13 protein-coding genes are annotated in these 19,357 nt (G+C 77.6%); 9 read left to right on the top strand and 4 right to left on the bottom strand.

Going from position 1 to position 19,357, the window contains the following annotated elements:
* Positions 1–277: 277 nt before the first annotated feature.
* Positions 278–1,213 carry a LysR family transcriptional regulator gene (locus FH609_RS03795; protein WP_139670385.1) on the bottom strand — a complete coding sequence of 312 codons (936 nt, stop codon included), beginning with the start codon at positions 1,211–1,213 and terminating at the stop codon, positions 278–280.
* A gap of 149 nt (positions 1,214–1,362) precedes the next feature.
* Here FH609_RS03795 and FH609_RS03790 point away from each other — a divergent pair, with 149 nt between their 5' ends.
* From FH609_RS03790 to FH609_RS03760, 8 genes are all read left to right on the top strand, one after another.
* Complete coding sequence (locus FH609_RS03790) at positions 1,363–2,598, top strand: MFS transporter (RefSeq protein ID WP_139670383.1); 1,236 nt, start codon at positions 1,363–1,365, stop codon at positions 2,596–2,598.
* A 31-nt stretch (positions 2,599–2,629) separates the two neighbouring features.
* Complete coding sequence (locus FH609_RS03785) at positions 2,630–3,397, top strand: nucleotidyltransferase domain-containing protein (protein WP_139670381.1); 768 nt, start codon at positions 2,630–2,632, stop codon at positions 3,395–3,397.
* A 58-nt stretch (positions 3,398–3,455) separates the two neighbouring features.
* Positions 3,456–3,821 (top strand): small secreted hydrophilic protein, encoded by a 366-nt coding sequence (locus tag FH609_RS31425; RefSeq protein ID WP_226961379.1) that lies wholly within the window; start codon positions 3,456–3,458, stop codon positions 3,819–3,821.
* Between the two features lie 70 nt (positions 3,822–3,891).
* A complete protein-coding gene (locus tag FH609_RS03780; protein WP_226961408.1) occupies positions 3,892–5,325 on the top strand; it encodes a sensor histidine kinase in 1,434 nt (477 codons plus the stop codon).
* Entirely contained in the window at positions 5,322–5,984 is a 663-nt protein-coding gene (locus FH609_RS03775; RefSeq protein WP_139670376.1) for a response regulator transcription factor, read from the top strand. Before FH609_RS03780 ends, FH609_RS03775 begins: the two co-directional genes overlap by 4 nt.
* A 160-nt stretch (positions 5,985–6,144) precedes the next feature.
* Positions 6,145–7,557, top strand: coding sequence for an SLC13 family permease (locus FH609_RS03770; RefSeq protein WP_139670374.1), 1,413 nt, complete (start codon positions 6,145–6,147; stop codon positions 7,555–7,557).
* Positions 7,558–7,586: 29 nt separating this feature from the next.
* Complete coding sequence (locus tag FH609_RS03765) at positions 7,587–8,819, top strand: glycerate kinase (protein WP_139670372.1); 1,233 nt, start codon at positions 7,587–7,589, stop codon at positions 8,817–8,819.
* A 221-nt stretch (positions 8,820–9,040) separates the two neighbouring features.
* Positions 9,041–12,073 carry an ATP-binding protein gene (locus FH609_RS03760; protein ID WP_139670370.1) on the top strand — a complete coding sequence of 1,011 codons (3,033 nt, stop codon included), beginning with the start codon at positions 9,041–9,043 and terminating at the stop codon, positions 12,071–12,073.
* Positions 12,074–12,159: 86 nt separating this feature from the next.
* Here FH609_RS03760 and FH609_RS03755 read toward each other — a convergent pair whose 3' ends face one another.
* Both FH609_RS03755 and lanM read right to left on the bottom strand, forming a co-directional pair.
* Positions 12,160–12,456: a hypothetical protein gene (locus tag FH609_RS03755; RefSeq protein WP_139670368.1), complete on the bottom strand. Its 297-nt coding sequence runs from the start codon at positions 12,454–12,456 to the stop codon at positions 12,160–12,162.
* Between the two features lie 5 nt (positions 12,457–12,461).
* Positions 12,462–16,901: a type 2 lanthipeptide synthetase LanM gene (gene lanM / locus FH609_RS32060; RefSeq protein ID WP_139670366.1), complete on the bottom strand. Its 4,440-nt coding sequence runs from the start codon at positions 16,899–16,901 to the stop codon at positions 12,462–12,464.
* Between the two features lie 179 nt (positions 16,902–17,080).
* On the opposite strand from lanM, the gene FH609_RS03745 reads away from it, so the two are divergent.
* Positions 17,081–18,799, top strand: a complete 1,719-nt coding sequence (locus FH609_RS03745; protein WP_193317985.1) for a BTAD domain-containing putative transcriptional regulator — start codon at positions 17,081–17,083, stop codon at positions 18,797–18,799.
* Between the two features lie 15 nt (positions 18,800–18,814).
* On the opposite strand, the gene FH609_RS03740 is transcribed toward FH609_RS03745, so the two are convergent.
* Complete coding sequence (locus FH609_RS03740; RefSeq protein ID WP_139670362.1) at positions 18,815–19,354, bottom strand: GAF domain-containing protein; 540 nt, start codon at positions 19,352–19,354, stop codon at positions 18,815–18,817.
* Between the last annotated feature and the right edge of the window lie 3 nt (positions 19,355–19,357).

Below are 19,357 nucleotides of genomic sequence, written 5' to 3'. Positions count from 1 at the left end.
TGGGGCGCGCCCCGCTCAGCGGGCGGGGCGCGGGGTGCCGGGCGGGGGCGCGGGGGCTCAGGCCCGACAACAGGGGCGCGCGGCCGGCTCGCGCCGCACGCCGGGGCGTGCGCTGGGGCGCGTGGTAACGGTGCGGCTCGGCTCGATCACGGGGCCCATCCTGGGGGCGCGCTCGGCGCGTTCGCAAGCCGTACCGGGCGGTCGTCTCATGGTGTGAGACAACGTGAAACAGTCGTTGAGCTGGCGAAACGTCCGTTCACACGGGGTCGTCGCGCGGTCATGCGGGGACGGCGCTGGGCGCCGGCGGCCGGGCGGCCGGCCCGGTGAACTCCTCGCGCAGCAGCCCGGCGAGCGCGAGCAGCGCGGGAACGGCCCGGTCGGTGCGCCAGACCAGGCCGAGTTGGGAGGACTCCTCCAGCCCGGTGACCGGCAGATAGCGCACGTCGCCGCGCGCCGCCCGCTCGGCCAGCGGGCGGCAGACGAGCATCGCGTGCTCGCCGGCCGCCACCAGGGCCAGGCCCTCCTGGACGGTGCTGATGCCCATCGAGGAGCTGATCGGCGCCCCGGCGGGCGTGGCGTGCGGCACCCGGGCGGTGCGCCAGTAGTCGGGGGCGTCGCCGGTCGGGTGCAGGAGGTCGAGGCCGGCCAGCGCCTCGACGTCGACCGGCGCGGCGTCGGCCAGCGGGTGCGAGGGCGCGAGGGCCAGCAGCCGGTCCTGTGGCGGGAAGCGGTAGCCGACGGTCAACGCCGGCTCGCGGACGGGGAGTTCGACCACGGCTGCGTCCAGCCGGCCGTCCAGCACGGCGGCGAACGGGGAGCCCAGCGGGATCTCGTTGAGCGCGACCGTGACGCCGTGCTCGGCGCGCAGCCGGCGGAAGGCCACGGTGATCTCCTCGTAGACGCTGCCGTGGAAGCCGACGCGCAGCTGGCGCAGCGCGCCGCTCCTGGCGCGCTCGTGCGCGCGGGCGAGCACGGCGGTCAGCGCCTCGTACGCCGGGCGCACCTCGTCGACGAACTGCGCGCCGAAGCGGGTCAGCGCCACCCGGCGGCTGGTGCGGTCCACCAGCCGCACCCCGAGGCGTCGTTCGAGGGCGGCGAGCAGCTGGCTGACCCGGCTCTGGGAACAGCCCAGGCGCTCGGCGGTCCGCCCGAAGTGCAGCTCGTCGGCGAGCGCGAGGAGGCACTCGATCTGCTGGACGTGCACCGGGTTCATCGCCGCCCCTACTCGCCGGAAGGTCCACGCCGGACGGTCCGCCGGGTGAGCGCCGGTCGACGTTGGCGGGCCATCGATCAGCGTAGCTCATCGATGCGTTGAGAAGATCGGCGTTGTTCCCGGTCAGGGCCGCTGTTTGGCTGGCTGGCATGAGTGCGAACCCACCTGAGGCCCTGCCCGAGGCGTCGGCGGCCGAGGCCGACCCGGACGCGCGGCGCACCACCCGCCGCCAGTGGCTGGCGGTCGCGGTGCTGTCGTTGAGCACCTTCGTGGTGGTGACCTCCGAGATGCTGCCGGTCGGCGTGCTGACGCCGATGGCCGAAGGACTGGACACCAGCCAGGGCGCGGCCGGCTTCAGCCTGACGATCACCGGCCTGGTGACGGCGGTGGCCGCGCCGACCGTGCCGCGCCTGCTCGGCGCGCTGGACCGGCGGCTGGTGCTGGCCGTCGCGATGGTGGTGTTGGCGGTGGGCAACGTCCTGACCGCCGTGGCCGGCGGCTTCGGCGCGCTGGTGGTCTCCCGGGTGGTGCTCGGCCTCGGGATGGGCGCGGTGTGGGGGCTGGCCTCGGCCGTCGCCGTCCGGCTGGTGGCGCCGCGCGACGCGGCGCTCGCGGTCTCCTGCGCGGTCGGCGGCGTCGCGGCGGCCTCCGTCGTCGGCGTCCCGCTGGGCACCGTGGTGGGCAACGCCTTCGGCTGGCGGGCCGCGTTCGCCTCGCTGGGCGGGGTGGCGGCGCTGCTGGCCGCCGGCCTGGCGCTGGCCCTCCCCCGGCTGCCGCGCCCGGCGGTGCCGACCGGGCCCGACGAGCCGGCCGCGCCCGAACCGCTGCTGCGCGCCCCGGCGGTGCGGCTCGGCCTGGTGCTGATCGCGCTGCTGGTGACGGCGCACTTCGCCGCCTACACCTATGTGCGGCCGGTGTTGGAGGACCTGACTGGCCTGTCCCCCACGCCGATCGCGCTGCTCCTGCTGCTCTACGGCGTCTTCGGCCTGGTCGGCAACTTCGTGGCCGGCGCGCGGGCGGCGACTCGGCCGCGCTCCACGGTGCTGGTGCTGACCGGCGGGATCGCCGTCTCCATCGGCCTGTTGGCGCTCCTCGGCGAGCTGACCGCCGCCACCTCGCTGGCCGTCGCGCTGTGGGGGCTGACCTACGGCGGGCTCTCGGTGGCCGGGCAGATCTGGATGACGCGGGCGGCGCCGGAGCGGGTGGAGCAGGTCACCGGGGTGTATGTGGGGGTGTTCACGGCCGCCATCGCGCTGGGCGCTTTCCTGGGCGGGGCGGTCGTGGAGGCGGCGTCGCTGACGGTGCTGCTGGGGAGCGCGGCGGCGTTGGCGGGCGTCGCGCTGGCCGTCGGCCTGGCCGGCCCCGGGCCCGGCGCCCGCTCCTGACCCGGCGGGCGCGGCTGCTAGCGTCCGGGGCGTGTTCACTGCGGAGCAACGCGCGGCGCTGCGCGAACGGTTGGTGGCCGAGGCCCGGCGCGATCCGGCGATCGGCGCCGCCGCCCTCGTGGGCTCGGCGGCCGGCGGCCGGGAGGACCGGTGGTCGGACATCGACCTGGCGCTCGCGCTGGCGCCGGGCGCCGACCGGGACGCGGTGGTGGCGGCGTGGAGCGCCCTGTTGTACGAGGACCACGGCGCGGTGGCGCATCTGGACGTGTGGGCGGGCGGCACGCTCTACCGGGTGTTCCTGCTGCCCTCCACGCTCCAGGTGGACGTGTCGTTCTGGGCGGCGGAGGAGTTCCGGGCCCGTGGGCCGGAGTTCCGGCTGCTCTTCGGGGCGGCCGGCGAGCCGGCGCCGGCGGCGCCTCCGGCGGCCGGCGAACTGGTGGGCTGGGGCTGGCTGTACGCGCTGCACGCCAGGACGAGCATCGCGCGCGGGCGGCTGTGGCAGGCGGAGTACATGGTGAGCGGGGTGCGGGAGCGGGCGTTGGCGCTGGCCTGTCTGCGGCACGGGCTGCCGGCCGCGCAGGGCCGGGGCATGGACGAGCTTCCGGCGGACGTCACCGGGCCGCTGGCCGGGGCGCTGGTGCGGGCCCTGGAGCGCGGGGAGTTGGTCCGCGCGCTGGGCGTGGCCTGTGCGGCGCTGCTGCGCGAGGCGGCGGCGGTTGACGCCGGTCTGGCCGGCCGACTGGCGGCGCCGCTGGCGGAGTTGGCCGACCCGCCCGAGGGGGCACCGGCGGGCGGATGAGGAATCTCTCATCTTCCGCTCATGACACGGTGACCCGGCGCGCCGCAGGCTGGGGGGCATGGCCTTCTCCCACCGGGTGGCGGCGCTGGCCGCCGTCGTGCTGATCCCCGTGACCATCGCGGGGGCCAGTCAGGTGCTCGGCGACGACGCCGCGCCGCCCGATGTCGCGCCCGACGTCCGGTTGGGCGCGACGTCACCGCCGCCGTCGGGGACCAACTCCCCGACGGCGCCGCCCGACGAGGAGGTCGCGCCCCGTCCCCGACCCACCGAGACCTCCCTCCATGACGACGACCGACGGCCCGGAGCCGGACAGCCCGACGACGGAGACGAAAGCGAGGAAGGGAAGGAAGGAGAGGAAGGGGAGGAAGGGGACGACGACGCGGACGACGGGGACGACAGCGCCGACGACGACGGGGACGACTGAACCGGCGGCGGCCCGGCGGCCGTTCCGGGTCGGCGCGCGGCTGCGCATCCTGGTGTGGCTGGTGGTGCTGATGGCGGTGTCGCTGGCGACCGTCGTGGTCATCGTCCGCTCCGTGCTGTGGCGGGACGCGGACGAGCGGGTCCAGCAGATCCTCGGCCAGGAGACCGCCGAGTTCCACAACTTCGTGGAGCACGGGCGCGACGTCCGCACCGGCGAGCCGTTCGCCGATCCCAGGACGCTGCTCAACGACTATCTGGAGCGCCAGTTCCCCGAGCCGGCCGAGGAGTTGCTGGGCTTCGTGCCCGGCGGCGAGCGCGGCACCCTGATCCGGCAGCCGCGCGAGATCAGCGCCCGGCTGCCGCTGCACCGGGACACCGCCTCGGTGGAGCGCATCCTCGCCGACGAGGCCCGCTCGGGCACGCTGCGCCGCCCGGCGGGCGACGTCGACTGGGCCAAGGTGAACATCACGTTCGGCGACTCGGAGCGGCCGGCGGCGTTCCTCGTCACCTACCACCCGCAGGAGGCGCACGACTCGGTGCGGAACGTCGTCGGGACGCTGGTCCTGGTCGCCGGCCTGGCGCTGCTGATGACGTGCGTGGTCGGCTGGTGGGTGGCCGGCGGCATCCTGGCGCCGGTGCGGCTGGTGCGCAACACCGCGGCCCAGCTCACCGAGCAGGATCTGGCCCGCCGCATCCCGGTGCGCGGCTCGGACGACGTCTCGGCGCTCGCCGAGACGTTCAACGCGATGCTCGACCGGCTGGAGCGGGCGTTCGCCGCGCAGCGGCGGTTCGTGGACGACGCCGGGCACGAGCTGCGCACCCCGATCACCATCGTGCGCGGCCATCTGGAGCTGATGAGCCAGGACGAGGGGCCGGCGGGCGCCGCCGAGCGGCGCGAGACGCTGCGGCTGGTCAGCGACGAGCTGGACCGGATGAGCCGGATCGTGGAGGACCTGCTGCTGCTGGCCACCTCCGACCGGCCGGACTTCGTGCGGCCCGAGCCGGTGGAGCTGGCCGAGCTGACGGCCGATGTCTTCGTCAAGGCGCGGGCGTTGGGCGAGCGCCGGTGGGAGCTGGCCGAGGTCGCCGAGGGCGAGGCGGCGCTGGACCCGCAGCGGGTCACCCAGGCGATGGTGCAGCTGGCGCAGAACGCGGTCCGCCACACCGGCGCCGGGGACGTGGTGCGGATCGGCTCCCGGCGGCGGGACGCGACCGTCGAGCTGTATGTCGCGGACGGCGGGCCCGGGGTCGCCGAGGAGGACGCGCCGTTCGTCTTCGAACGGTTCTGGCGCGGCGCGGCCCGGCGGGGCGGCGGCGCCGGGCTGGGCCTGTCCATCGTACGCGCCATCGCCGAGGGCCACCACGGCCGGGCCGAGCTGGGCCGCACGCCGGGCGGGGGCGCGACGTTCACGCTGACGCTGCCGGTCCGGCGCCACCGGGAACACGGAGAGCACGGGGAACACGCCGATGTCGGCGGGACGCCGACCGTGGGGAGTGCGGGATGAACCGGATACTGATCGCCGAGGACGAGGAGCGGATCGCCTCCTTCGTGCGGAAGGGGCTGCGGGCCAACGGCTTCGCCACCACCGTGGCCACGGACGGGGACGAGGCACTGGAGCAGGTGCTCGGCGGCGGGTTCGACCTGCTGCTCCTGGACATCGGGCTGCCGGGCCGGGACGGGTTCACGGTGCTGCGGCAGATGCGGGAGGCGCGGGTGAACGTGCCGGTGATCGTGCTGACCGCGCGGGACTCGGTGCGGGACACCGTGGCCGGCCTGGAGGGCGGCGCCGACGACTGGATGACCAAGCCGTTCCGCTTCGAGGAGCTGCTGGCCCGGGTGCGGCTGCGGATGCGCACCGCGAGCGGGGCGCCGGAGGCGACGATCCTGCGCGGCGGCGAGCTGAGTCTGGACCTGCGCACCCGCAGGGCGCGGCGCGGGGAGACGCTGGTGGACCTGACGGCGCGGGAGTTCACGCTGCTGGAGCTGTTCCTGCGGCACCCGGGGCAGGTGCTGTCGCGCGAGCAGATCCTCTCCCAGGTGTGGGGCTACGACTTCGACCCGGGCTCCAACATCGTGGACGTGTATGTGCGGGCGCTGCGGCGGAAGTTGGGCAGCGGCTGCGTGGAGACGCTGCGCGGCATGGGCTACCGGCTGCCGCTGTGAGCGGGCGGGTGTCTTGGTGAACGTCTCCTCATCCGGGGTTCACTGAAGCCTCAGCCCCCGTTTCGACACTGGACGGGTGTCCTTCACCTCGACCGAAACCTCCGTGTCCGCCCGCCGAGGCCGACCCGCGCCGCGCACGCCGCCGTCCGGGCGGCCGCCCGTGCGGTGGTCCTTCGGGCGGTCCGTCGCGCTGTGCCTGGCGCTGAGCGTGGTGGGGCTGCTGGCGGTGCCGGTCAACTTCCCGGGGCTCGGCCTCCAGGGGCGGGTGACGCTGGCGGTGTTCACGCTGGCGACCTGCGCCTGGGTGGCGACCGGGCTGGACGACACCCAGGTCGCGCTCGGCGCCGGGCTGGTGTTGACGGTGTGCGGGGTGACCAGCGCCGACGCGTTCTTCGGCACCCTCGGTGACGCCACGATCTGGCTGCTGATCTGTGCCTTCGTGCTGGCCGCCGCCGTGGCGGAGAGCGGTCTCGCGGGGCGGCTGGCGGCGTTTCTGGTAGGCGGGGCCCGCACGGTGCGGCAGTTGGCGCATCTGAGCACGGCGGCGCTGGTCGTGTCGGCGTTCGCGGTGCCGGCGACCTCGGGGCGGGCGGCGCTGGCGCTGCCGGTGTTCGTGGCGCTGGCGCGGGCGTTGGGTGACCGGCCGCGGGTGGTGGTGGCGCTGGCGCTGCTCTTCCCGACGGTGATCCTGCTGTCGGCGGTGGCCACCCTGATCGGGGCGGGCGCGCACCTGATCACGGTGTCGGTGCTGTGGGAGACCACGGGGCAGCGGATCGGCTTCCACCAGTGGCTGCTGCTGGGGCTGCCGTTGGCGGTGGTCTCCTCGCACCTGGCGGCCGAGGTCGTGCTGGCGCTCACCACCCGCCGGGCCGACCGGCGGGCGCCGGTGCGGATCGCGCCGGGCGACGTCGAACGGGTCGGCGGGCGGCCGGTGACGGGGCCTCTGACGCCGGTCGAGCGGCGCTGCGCCGCGCTGGTGGGCGCGGTGGTGGTGCTGTGGTCGGCGGAGCCGCTGCACGGTCTCGCGCCGGCGGTGGTCGCGCTGGCCGGGGCGGTCGCGGTGACCGCGCCCCGGGTGGGGGCGGTCACGCTGCGGGCGGCGCTGGGCACGGTGCCGTGGTCGCTGCTGCTGTTCATGGCGGCGACGATGGCGATGGGCGTGGCGCTGGTGACCTCGGGCGCCGCCGGCTGGCTGCTGGGCGGGTTGCCGGGTGGGGACGTTCCGCCGTGGCTCTTCCTCGGCGTGGTGGTGGCGCTCAGCACGGCCGCGCATCTGGTGCTCCAGTCCCGTTCGGCGCGCTCCAGCGTGCTGGTGCCGCTGGTGGTGGCGGGCGCGGTGGGCGCCGGCGTCGATCCGGTGTCGGCGGCGCTGGCCTCGACGGCGGCGGCCGGGTTCTGCCACACGCTGCCCGCCTCGGCCAAGCCGGTGGCGCTCTTCTCCGACGTGCCGGGGGTGCCGACGTACACCCCGGCCGATCTGCTGCGGCTGTCCGCCGTGTTGGCGCCGCTGACGGCGGCGCTGGTCCTGCTGTTCGCCCTGGCCGTCTGGCCGCTGTTCGGCGTCGCGCCCTGAACGGGGCGGCGCGAGTGAGGAGTTGTCTGGTGTTTCCGTATCGGATCGTCGTGGCCCCCAGCGGGTTCAAGGAGTCGCTCACGGCCGCCGGGGCCGCCGAGGCCATCGCGGCCGGGCTGCGGCGGGCCGCGCCGGCGGCGGAGATCGACCGGCTGCCGCTGGTGGACGGCGGGGAGGGCACGGCCGCCGCGCTGGCCGCCGCGACCGGCGGGCGGATGGTGCCGGTGACCGCGACCGGGCCGGTCGGGCGGCCGGTGCGCGCGGAGCTGGCGGTGCTCGGCGACGGCGCCGACCGGGAGGCTCACCGGGGAAACGGGCCGCCGTGGGTGGGCGGAACGGCGCACGGGACGTTCGTGGTGGAGATGGCGTCGGTCGCGGGGCTGGCGCTGGTGCCAGCGGGGCTGCGCGACCCGGGCGCGACCACCACCAGGGGCGTGGGTGAGCTGCTGCGCGCCGCGCTGGACCTGGGCGCGCGGCGGGTGTTGGTGACGTGCGGCGACTCGGGCACGTCGGACGGCGGGGCGGGGGCGCTCCAGGCGTTGGGGGCGCGGCTGTTGGACGCGCGGGGGCGTGAACTGCCGCCGGGTGGCGCCGCGTTGAACCGGCTGGAGCGGATCGACCCGGCGCGGCTCGATCCCCGGCTGGCCGGCACGGAGCTGGTGGTGGCGTGCAACCCGTTCAATGTGCTGTGCGGGCCGCGCGGCGTGGCGCGGGTGTTCGGGCCGCAGAAGGGCGCGGACCCGGCGCGGGTCGCCGAGCTGTCGTCGGCGCTGGAGCGGTGGGCCGCCGTGCTGGCCAGGGATGTGGCGCCGGCGGGCGTCGCGTTGCGGTCGGCGGCCGGCACCGGAGCGTCCGGCGGGCTGGGCGCGGGGCTGGCCGCGCTGGGGGCGCGGCTGCGGCCCCGGTTCGAGGTGCTGCTGGACCAGGTGGGGCTGGACGGGCGGCTGGCCGGGGCCGATCTGGTGGTGACGGCCGAGGGCGCGCTGGACCGGGAGTCGTCCCGGGGCAAGGTGCCGGGCGAGGTGGCGCGCCGGGCCAGGGCGTTGGGGGTGCCGGTGCTGGTGCTGGCCGGCACCATCGGGGAGGGCGCGCACGAGGCGTCGCTGGTGGGGATGGACGCCTGGAGCGGCATCCTCCCGGCGCCGGTGGCGCTGCCCGAGGCGCTGGCGCGCGGCGGGGAGTTCCTGGCCGACGCGGCCGAACGGGCCCTGCGCATGGTGCTGTTGGGCAGCCGGCTGGCCCAGCGTTCCCTCAGCTCCTGAATGCCACACGGGAGTTCGGCCGGCTGTCGGTGCGGGCTGCTACGGTCCCCAGCGGGGCCTGTCGCCGGGGCGGATGATCGGGCGGAAGCCCGCGTACCGCGCGCGAGGCGGGGAAGTGACGCTGCGGGAGGGGCGCGCGCGGCGGGCCCGGGAGGAACGACGGTCGGGCCCGTGGCGAGGCGGCGGGCGCACCGTTCGGCACGAGGGAGCGACGCGAGCGCATGACGAGCCCGTTACGGATGAGGACGGCCGAACTGGTCGGTCGGGACGCGGAGTTGGCCGCCCTGTCGGCGACGCTGCGGGGCGCGGCCCAGGGGCGGGGCGGCACGGTCTTCGTCACCGGAGAGCCCGGGATCGGCAAGACCCGGCTGGCCGCCAGGGCCATGGCCCTGGCGCGCGACGCCGGGATGGCGGTGCTGCGCGGGCGATGTACCACGGTCGGCCCGGCCGTGCCGTTCCGCCCGTTGACCGAGGCGCTGCTGGCGCTGGCCCGCGCCGGGCAGGCGCCGCCGGCCGACGTGTTGGGGCCCTATCTGCCGGTGCTGGGCCGGCTGGTGCCCGAGTGGTCCACGGGCGGCGACTGCGACGACTCGCCGGTGGTGCTGGCGGAGGCGGTGCTGCGGCTGGCCGCCGCGCACGGCCGGCGCCACGGCAGCCTGCTGGTCGTGGACGACCTGCACGACGCGGACCCCGAGACCCTCGCCGTGGTGGAGTATCTGGCGGCCAATGTCGCGACCCAGCCGGTGGCGCTGCTGGCGACGGTCCGCTCGACGCCCTCGGCCGCGCTGGAGCTGGTGGAGGCCGTGGTGCGGCGCGGGGAAGCCGGGGCCCTGCCGCTGGGCCGGCTGGGCGGGCCCGAGGTGCACGCCCTGGCGGCGGGGCTGTTGGACTGCCCGCCGGGGGCGCTGCCCGGTGAGGTCTCGGCCGAGGTGCTGGCCGACAGCCATGGCATCCCCTTTGTCGCCGAGGAGTTGGTGCGCGGCATGATCTCGGCCGGGCGGCTCGCCCGGGCGGCGGACGGCGGCTGGCGGCTGGTGCCGACCGAACGCCCGGGCGTGCCGGTGACGTTGGTGCGGGTGGTGGCGGAACGGGCCGCCCGGCTGGGGCCCGGCGGTGAGGCGGCGCTGTCGGTGGCGGCGGTGCTGGGGCGTTCGTTTCCCGTGTCGGTGCTGCGGCGGTGCGCCGGGCTGCCCGAGGAGGCGCTGGCGCGGGCGGTGCGGGCGGCGGTGGCCGACGGCCTGCTCCAGCCGGACGGGGAGCTGGGCCCGGACTGGTACGCGTTCGCCCATCCGCTGGCGGAGGAGGCGTTGGCCTCGCTGCTGAGCCCGGCGGACCGGGCGGAGCTGTCGGCGCGGGCCGCCGACGCGGTGGCGGAGCTGTACCCGGGGCTGCCCGGCACCTGGTGCCTGCTCGCGGCGCGGCTGCGGCGGGCGGCCGGCGAGCCGGAGGTCGCGGCCGGGCACTACCGGGAGGTGGCCCGCCGGGCGCTGGCGGGCAGCGGCCCCGGCACGGCCATCACCGTGATCGACGAGGCGCTGGCGATGCTGGGCGACGGTCCTTACGCGCCGGTGCGCGGCGGCGTGCACCGGGAGCTGCTGGAGACGCTGCTGCTGGCGCTGGCGGACGACGGGCGGTTCGACCGGGCCGTCGAGGTGGCGGACCGGCTGCGCCGCGCCGACCTGGACGCGGCGCCCGGGCCAGGGCCCGGCGGGAGTGGCGCGGCCCGGCGGGTGGAGCTGCATGTGCGGCTGGCCTGGGCGGCCGAGGTGGCGGGCCGCTGGGAGGAGGGCCTGGCGCAGGTCGCCGAGGCCAGGGCGCTGCTGCCGGCGGACGCCGGGGAGGCGGAGACCGCCGGCATCGACGCGGTGGAGGCGTATCTGACGGTCTCCGACACCCGCCCGGGCCGGATCGCGCGCAGCGAGCGGCTGGCGCGCCGCGCCATCGAGGGCGCGCGCCGGCGCGCCGACCCGGCGCTGGCCTGCCAGGGCTGGTACGCGGTGGGCGCGGCGGGCCGGGGGCGTTCGTTGGCGGATTCCGACCGGTGTTTCCGGCAGGCGCTGCGGATCGCCTCGCGCCACGAGCTGAACGGCTGGCGCGCGCACGGGCTGCTGGGGCTCGGCGGCAACGCCTGGCTGGCGCGGGCCGCGACGGACTCCCTCACCTACGCCTGGCACGAGGCGCTGCGCACCGGCTGCGTCAGCCTGGCGCACAACGCGGGCGCGCTGCTGGCGTTGGACGCCGCGCTGCGCTCCGACTTCGCGCGGGCGCGCGCGCTGGTGGACGGGGCGCTCGACGAGACGCGGCGGCTGAAGCTGCGCTCGGTGACGCGCTATCTGCTGATGGTGCGGGCGGTGGTCGCGGCGCACCGGGGGCGGCGGGCCGAACTGCGGTCCGCGCTGGCGGAGTTCCGGGCGGACGGCGGCGAGCAGTCCATGGAGGCGCCGCTGGCGCGGGGGCTCGGCGAGCTGTTCTGCGCGCTGCTGGAGGAGGACCGGGCGGCGGCCGACGAGGTCGCCGGCGCGCTGCGGGCGGCGGCCGAGGCGAACGGGCAGGACTTCTTCCATCTGACGGGTCGGCACGGGCTGGTGCTGCTGCTGGACGTGCTGGCCGGCCGCGCCGACCGGGCGGAGTGGGAACGGATCGCCGACGGGCAGGCCGGACGGCTGCGTTTCAACCGGCAGTTCGGCCGGCTGGCGCTCGCGGTGCTGGAGGGCAGGGCCGGGCGGCGGGAGGCGGCCGAGGCGGCGGTGGCTGAGGCGCTGCGGGAGGCGGAGCCGTTCCCGGTGGCCCGGCACCTGGGGCTGCGGCTGGTCGCCGAGGCGGCGCTGGCCGACGGCTGGGGCGAGCCGCGCCGCTGGCTGACCGAGGCGGAGGAGTACTTCCACGGCGCCGGGGTGATCGCGGTGGCCGGGGCGTGCCGCTCGTTGCTGCGGGGCGTCGGCGTGGTGGTGCGGCAGCGGCGGGCCGGCACCGACCGCATCCCGGAGGCGCTGCGGGCGATGGGCCTGACGACGCGGGAGTACGACGTCTTCCGGCTGCTGGTGGACCGGCTGGGCAACAAGGCCCTGGCCGGGCGGCTGCACCTGTCGGTCCGCACGGTCGAGAAGCATGTGGCGAGCCTGCTCGCCAAGACCGGGACCGGGGACCGGAACCGGCTGTGCGACTTCGCGGCGGACTTCCTGTCCGTCACGGCGGCGCGGGAGCCGGGTGCGGGGGCAACCGCCGTGTCGCCGGGGGGCGTTGACGCGTCCTGAGGGGCGTTGACGTGTCCTGACCGGCCGGGCGCGGTGCCGGCCGGGGGCCGGGCGCGGTGGCTGTGGGCCGCGCCCGGCCGGCGCGGTCAGCCGATGTCGATGTTGATGCTGACCGAGGTGGTGCCCGGGTCGTGGTTGAGCACGGAGACCACGACGGCGGCGCCGACGGTGGCCCCGGTGAGGATCGCCAGCCGCACCCGCGCCCGCCGGGCCGCGTCGGCGGCGCCGCGCGCCTCCGCCTCGTCGCCGGGCGCCGGGTCGTGCCGTTCCGCCGCCGCCTCCCGGGCGTCGCTCGCCGGCCCGTTCGCCGGCTCGTTCGCCGGCCCGTGTGCCGGTTCGTTCACGGGCTCGTTCACCGGCTCGTTCGATCGCTCGTCCGCCACGGTGGTCACGCTCCTTGACTGGGAGATTCGGGGAACTTGGGAGAACGGGTCCGGCCGACCGGCGCCCGCTCCTCGGGCGCGCGCCCCGGGGGACGCGCCGCGTGCCGCAGCGCGAGCACCGAGGGAACGCGCGGGCCGAGGGCCAGCCGCAGCAGCCCGTGGCCGATCCCGGCGAGGCCGGTGAGCAGCCCCGGGGTGGCCACGCCGTCGGGGGTGCCGCAGCGCGGGCCGTGCCGTTCGATGTCGCGCAGCAGCCGCGCGACGGCCGGGTGCGGCGGCGGGCCCGCGCCCGCGTGCGCGGCCACCAGCGGCTCCAGCGCGCCGAGTTCGCCGTGGCACGGCGCGTGGTCGGGCGCCGGGGCGTGGTCGGGCGCCGGGGCGCGCTCGGCGAGACGGGTCGCGAGGCGGTCGGCCTCGTCCGGGTCGCCGCCGGCGAGGACGACGCCGGCCAGGCCCGAGCACCAGCCCAGGCCGTCGTCCGGCCGGGCCGGGCCGGCCGGGGCGCGGCCGAGGGCGAGCGCCACGCCGGCGCTACCCCACAGCAGGCCGGGCGCGGCGGGCGGCGTGGCCCGGGCGAGGCGGGCGGCCAACGAACGGGCGAGCGCGGCGGCTTCGGGCAGGCCGGTGGCGGCGTGCAGGGCCTGCGCGGCCGGCAGCGCGCCGGCGAGCCCCTCGGCCAGGGTGACGGACTCGGCCGCCTCGCCGGCGGCGGCCAGCGCGGTCAACGCGTCCGGCAGCGCCGCCGTCAGCGGGGCGCTGTCCAGCAGCGGGGCGAGCCGGGCGGCGGCGTAGGCGAGGCCGCCGACGCCGAAAAAGCCGCCAGGGCCCACGGCGCGCGCCAACTCCGGGTGCGCGGCGAGCAGTCGAAGCGTGTCGGGCAGCGGGCGGGTGACGGCGTCGGCCGCCGCCGACAGATAGCGGCCCCGGCCGGTGGCGTGCCCCAACTCGGCGAGAAACAGGGCCGTTCCCGGGTAGCCGTCCGCCAACGAGGCGCCCTGCGGGCTGAGATACCAACGGTTGTCGCCGAGCAGATGCAGGCCGAGCCAGTTGACCCGGCCGCCGTCCGCCCGGGCGAGGGCGAGCAGCCGCTCGCCGACCTGCTCCGCCAGGGCGAGGGCCTTGGCGGCCGGCACCGGACCGCCGGCGCTGGGCGCCGGCGGGACGGGGGCGCCGGGCGCCGGGGCGCCCGGCGCCAACGGGGCGGGGACGCGCTCGCGCGCGGGCGCGGCGCGGAAGCGGGGCGCCGGCGGCGCCGAGGCGCGCCCCGTCGCGGACGGCGCGGAAGCGTCTGGATTCTGCGGAGGGGAGACGCCCTCGGGCGCCGACCCGGTAGTAGCGTCCTCGCACCGCGAGACGGAAGCGCCTGGTGTCGGCGGGACGGAGACACGTTGGGGCGCGGGCGGCGCGGCAGCACTTGGTACCGGCGGAGGGGAGGCACCCTCGGGCACCGGCCCGGTAGTAGCGTCCTCGCGCGGCGAGGCAGAAGCGCCTGACGCCGGCGAAGCGGAGACGCCCGGCGCCGGCGAAGGGGAGACGCCCTCAGGCACCGGCCCGGTAGTAGCGTCCTCGCACCGCGAGACGGAAGTGCCTGACGCCGGCGGGACGGAGACGCGTTGGCGCGCGGGCGGCGCGGCAGCACTTGGTACCGGCGGGGCAGGGGCGGACGGCGCCACTGGGCCGATGCGCGAACTCGCCCCCGCCGAAGCACCGTTGGCAAGCCGCGAGCCAGGGCCGGGCGGACAGCCCGAAGGAGCCTCCTCCGACACCACTCCGGGAGCGGCGGCACCCGGAGCACCTGACGCCGGCGGGACGGACGCCCGCCCGGGCAGCGCTAAGACGGGCGGCGACTCCGGGCGGGCACCCGAACCCGACCCGCCGGAACGGAAGCCGGCGAGCTGTGAGCCGGGCCCGGGCGGGCGACCCGAAGGGGCCTCCTCGGGGGCAACGGCACCCGGCACGGGCGGGACGGCGCCAGGGGTGGGGGCGTTGCCGGCGGAGCCGGACCTCGGGGCACCGGCGGCGTGGGCCGCCCGGCCGGTGGAAGCGTCGGCGGTGCCGGGGCGCGACGAACGGGAGGCATCGCCGACGCGCGGCGTGCGGTGGCCGTTCCCGCGCGGCGGCGTCCCCGGAGGGCGGGGGCCAGCGGCCGGCTGACCGGGGGCGGGTTCGCTCTCCCCGTCCTCGGACAGCGGCCCGGGGGCCCGACGAGCCCCACCCGCCTCGGAGTCGGCGGCCGCCGCCGAACTCCCTTCCACAGGGGCCGCGTTGATCGCACCCGCCCCGCCGAACTCGGCGGACCGGGGCACCCGCCGAAGACCGTCCTCACCGACAGCGGCCGCCCCGTCGACCTCCCCCACCACGCAACGCCCACCCGGCACACCCCCGCCAAAAGCACCCGACACCCGCCGAAGACCGTCGTCGCCAGCCGCCACACCGCCGGAGGCGCACGCGCACGCACCCACCGCGCCGGGCACCGGGCCGCCCACCCCGCCGCCCCCGTCGCCGCCCGCGCCCGCGGGGCCCTGCCCCGCAGGGCGCTCGTCGCCGGGCCGCCCCGCAGGGACTCGCCCCGCAGGGGTCCCGTCGGCGCCCCCGGGCGTCGACGGGACCGGTCGCGCCGGGTCCTGCCGCCCGGCAGGACCCGGCCCGTGGCCGGGGAAGGGCCGCAGGGTGGTGAGGGAGGCGCGGATCACCCACTCCTGGTAGGCGAGTTCGGCCTCGTCCCAGGCGCGCAGCGCGGCGGCTGCCGCCGGCAGGCCAGGTTCGCGGCCGGGCAGGGCGCCCTCGACGGGCCGGCCGTCGGGGGCGGCGACCGTCGTGGCGGCGGGCGTGGTGGTGAAGAGCGGGATGTCCCCGTCGAGCAGCTGGGCCAGCTCGTGGGGCGCGAACGCGGCCGTGTGCGGGCGGCCGGTCTGCTCCAGGAGCGCGGCGAAGGCGCGGCGGCGCGCGGCCAGGTCGCGCAGCGCCTCCGGCGCGGTCGCCTCGGCCAGCAGTTCGGCGTACTCCTGGCTCGGCCGGGCCACCAGCCGGGTCGGCTCGGCGCCGAAGCGGCTCAACGGCCCGCCGGGCGCGGTGAGTTCGGCGGCGTGCCGGGCCAGCAGCCGGTGGGCGGCGCGGAAGCCGCGCAGCAGCGCCTCGGTGTGGTCGGTCGGCTCGACGGGCGGTCCCGGGGCGGCGCGCCGGGGCCGGTTGGGGCCGCCGGGCCACGGGAGGCGGCGCCGGCCGAGCCGCATCCGGTCGGTGCCGGGGTCCTCCCAGGCGGGCAGCGCGTCCGGGGAGAGCTGCCCCTCGCGCGCGCCGAGGGCCGAGGTGTCGGCGGAACCGAGCGGGCCGAGGAGGGGGTGCGGCAGCACCGAGGTGCGGTGGGTGGAGGCGGCCAGCGCGTGGGCGGCGGGGTCGGGGCCGCCGTCGGTCGCGGTGGGCAGGGTGGGGTGGAAGAGGGTTTCGACGTCGACGACGACCGGGTGGCCGCCGGCGGCGATGACGTTCTCGGCGTGGATGTCGACGGCGCGCACCGCGTGGAGCAGGGCGAGTTGGGCGCCGGTGCGGGCGTGGAAGGCGTCGAGGTCGGCCTCGTCGGCGACGGGTTCGGCGGCGATGTGTTCCGCCCAGCCGTAGCCGTCGCGCGGCAGCAGCCGCACGGCGCGCGGCGCGAGCGCCGGGTGGTGGCGGGCGAACCAGGCGAGCAGGTCGTTCCAGCGGGCGTGCGCGCCGAGCGGCCTGGGCTTGTGGACGAGGCGGCGCCCGTCGGCGAACTCCAGCAGGGCGACGGTGCGGCCGCCGGCGTGTGGGTCGCCGAGGCCGAAGGTGACGCGGGTCGGCGGGCCTGGGGCCGCGCCGGCCAACAGGCGGCCGGCGAGGGCGGGTTGGTCGTCGCGGAGCCGGGTGGTGAGTTCGCCGGCGGCGGCGACGGCGGTCAGGCAGCGCCGGCCCAACAGCCGGGCCAGCACGGGGTGTTGGTGGAGCAGCGCGGTGAGCGCGGGGCGGGTGGCGAGCGCGCGGACGCCGTCGTCGAACCGTTCCTGGGGGGTGGCGCCGGTCAACTCCCCTGCCGCCCGGGCGGCTTGGAGACGTTGGACGAGGCAGCGCGCGGCCGTGGCGGTGAGTTGGGCGGCCAGCCAGCTGCGGGCGCCGGCCCAGACCGCGCGCGCGTCGGGCTCGCCGGCGCCGGGAACGGTCGCCGCGAAGTGGCGGTCGGCGACGGCCAGCAGCGGGGCGAGCGGGTGGAACAGGCGCCCCGGGCGGCCGAGTTCGGGCGCGGCGCGGAGGGGTTCGCCGGCGTCCGGCCGTTCGGGGGCCAACGCCAGGGCTTGGTCGACGAGTTGGGCCCAGGGTGGCGGGGCGTCGCCGGCGCGGCGTTCCTCGTCGGTCAGCGCCGGCAGCCACCATGCCGGGGCAACGCGCCGCGCGGGTGCGGGGGTTGGCGGCGCGGCGACTGGGTGCATGGGCCGACTCTTTCAAAGGCGGCGGGGCCGGTCATGGGGGAATCGCCCCCAGTTTCTCGCCAGCGCGGGCCGGACGGGGCCTTGGCGCGGGGCGTCGGGCCTGGTCACCGGCGGGACGGGCGGGAATGTGGGGGCGGCATCCCCATGTGCGGCGCGGGGAACGGTGGCACGGTCGTGCCATGAACGGTGCGGTCACCATCACCTCCTTCGGCGGGCTGACGGTGCGCCTCGGTGGCGAGGAGCACGTGGAACTCGGCGGCCCCAAGCCCCGGTTGCTGCTCGCGCTGCTGCTGAGCCGGGTCAACACGGTCCACCCGGTGGACGCCCTGATCGACGCGGTCTGGGCGGGCCGCCCGCCGCGCACCGCGCGGAAGAACCTCCAGGTGTATGTGTGTCGGCTGCGTCGGGTCCTGGGCGACCGCCTGGTCCACACCGGGGGCGGCTATCTGCTGCGGCTGTCGGCGGCGGAGTGCGATCTGGTGGCGTTCGAGCAACGGGCGCGCGAGGGGCGTCGGTTGGCCAGGGAGGGCGCGGCGGGCGCGGTGGAGCGGCTGGCGGAGGCGGTCGCGCTGTGGCGGGAGGAGCCGTTGGGCGAGTTCGGCCGGCTGCCGTGCCTGTCGGATGCGGTGGACCGGCTGACGGAGGTGTTTCTCGGCGCGCTGGAGGAGTGGGCTGAGCTGGAGGTGGAGCGGGGCGGGCACCGGCTGGTCGTGGAGCGGCTCCAGGACCTCGCGGCGGCGCACCCGTTGCGGGAGCGGCTGTCGGCAGCGTGGATGCGCGCGCTGGCGGCCGGCGGGCGGACCGGAGAGGCACTGGCCCACTTCGACGCGGTGCGGCTGGCGCTGGCGCGGGAGCTGGGCGTGGCGCCCGGCCCGGTGCTGACGGCGCTGCGGCGCCGGCTGCTGGCCCCGCCCGAGGACGGCCCCCGCGCGGAAGGCGGCGGCCTGGGCGATCAACTCCCGCGCGATCTGCCGGACTTCGTCGGCCGGGCGGAGGAGATCCACCGGGCGCTGGCGCACTTCCGCGAGGGGCGGCGGGAGGGCCGGGTGATGGTGGTCTCCGGCGCGGTCGGGGTGGGCAAGTCGGCGTTCGCGGTGCGGGTGGGGCATCTGCTGGCCGACGCGTTCCCCGACGGCCTGCTGATGGCGGAGCTGGGTGACCGGCCGCTGGGCACGGTGCTGCGGGGCCTGCTCGACGCGGCGGGCCTGCCGCCGGAGCGGAGCGTGGGGCAGGCCCTGGCCCGGTGGCGGTCGTGGATCGCCCGGCGGCGGCTGCTGTTGGTGCTGGACGACGCGGTGTCGGCGACGGTCGCCGAGGCGCTGCTGCCCGGCTGCGGGCCCAGCGGGGCGCTGGTGACCAGCCGGTACCGGCTCAGCGGTCTCTCCGGCGTGGAGTGGGTGCCGCTGGCGCCGCTGACCGAGGCGGAGGGCCTTGAGCTGCTGGGCCGGGTGATCGGCGTGGGCCGGCTGATGACGGACCCGGAGGCGGCGGCGCGGATCGTGCGGCGCTGCGAGGGGCTGCCGTTGGCGCTGCGGATCGCCGGCGCGAAGCTGAACGCGCTGCGGCATCTGCGGCCGGCGGAGTACGCGGACCGGCTGCGGGACGCGCCCTCGCTGCTGGACGAGATGGCGGCCGGCGAGCTGGTGCTGCGGGAGCGGTACGAGGCGTTCTGGCGGGGGCTGCCGCCGCCGCAGCGGGCGGCGTTCCTGCGGCTGGCGGCCCATCAGCCGCCGCTGCGGTACGAGCGGGTGGTCGCTGACGCGGAGGAGTTGCTGGAGTGCAGCCTGCTGACCCCGCCGAGCGGCGAGGTCAGCGCGCATCTGGCGCTGTACGAGATGTCGGTGTTCGCGCGGGAGTTCGCGGGCGGCCTGCCGTCGGAAGCCGGGGCCCCGGGCTGACCGCCCGCCCTCGCCCTATCCGCGGGTGTGGAGGAAGTCGCGGAAGGCGTCCACGATGTCCACGGCGTTCACCAGGTCGCCGGCGGGGCGGTGGGCCTCGCCGGCGACGCGCAGGGCGAGGGCCGCCTGGTGGGCGAAGAGCGACAGCAGGTCGAGGTCGCCCAGGTCGGAGCGGGAACGGGGGGCCGGGTCGAGCACTTCGAGCACGCCCAGGACCCGCCCGTCGGAGAGCAGCGGGGCGGCCATCAGCGCGTCGGGGACGTAGCGGGTGGACTCGGCCAGGTCGCGGGCGAACTGCGGCACGCCGGTGAGGTCGTCGGCGATCATGGCCTGTCCCGAGGAGGCGACCCAGCCGGCGATGCCCCGGTGGGCGGGGAACCGGGTGCCGACCAGGAACTCCTCGCCCTCCCCGGCGACGGCCTGGAAGACCAGTTCCCCGGCGTCCTCGTCGACCAGGAAGACGGAGCTGGCGGCGGCCCCGAAGATGGCCCTCGCCACCTCGACCACGGACTGCAACAGGGCGCGGGTGCCGTCGGATGCGATGGGTCTGGGCACGGG

The sequence above is a fragment of the Streptomyces sp. 3MP-14 genome (genome assembly GCF_006334905.2).
Taxonomy (GTDB): Bacteria; Actinomycetota; Actinomycetes; order Streptomycetales; family Streptomycetaceae; genus Streptomyces; species Streptomyces triticirhizae.
This window is presented reverse-complemented; position numbering and strand designations above follow the sequence as displayed.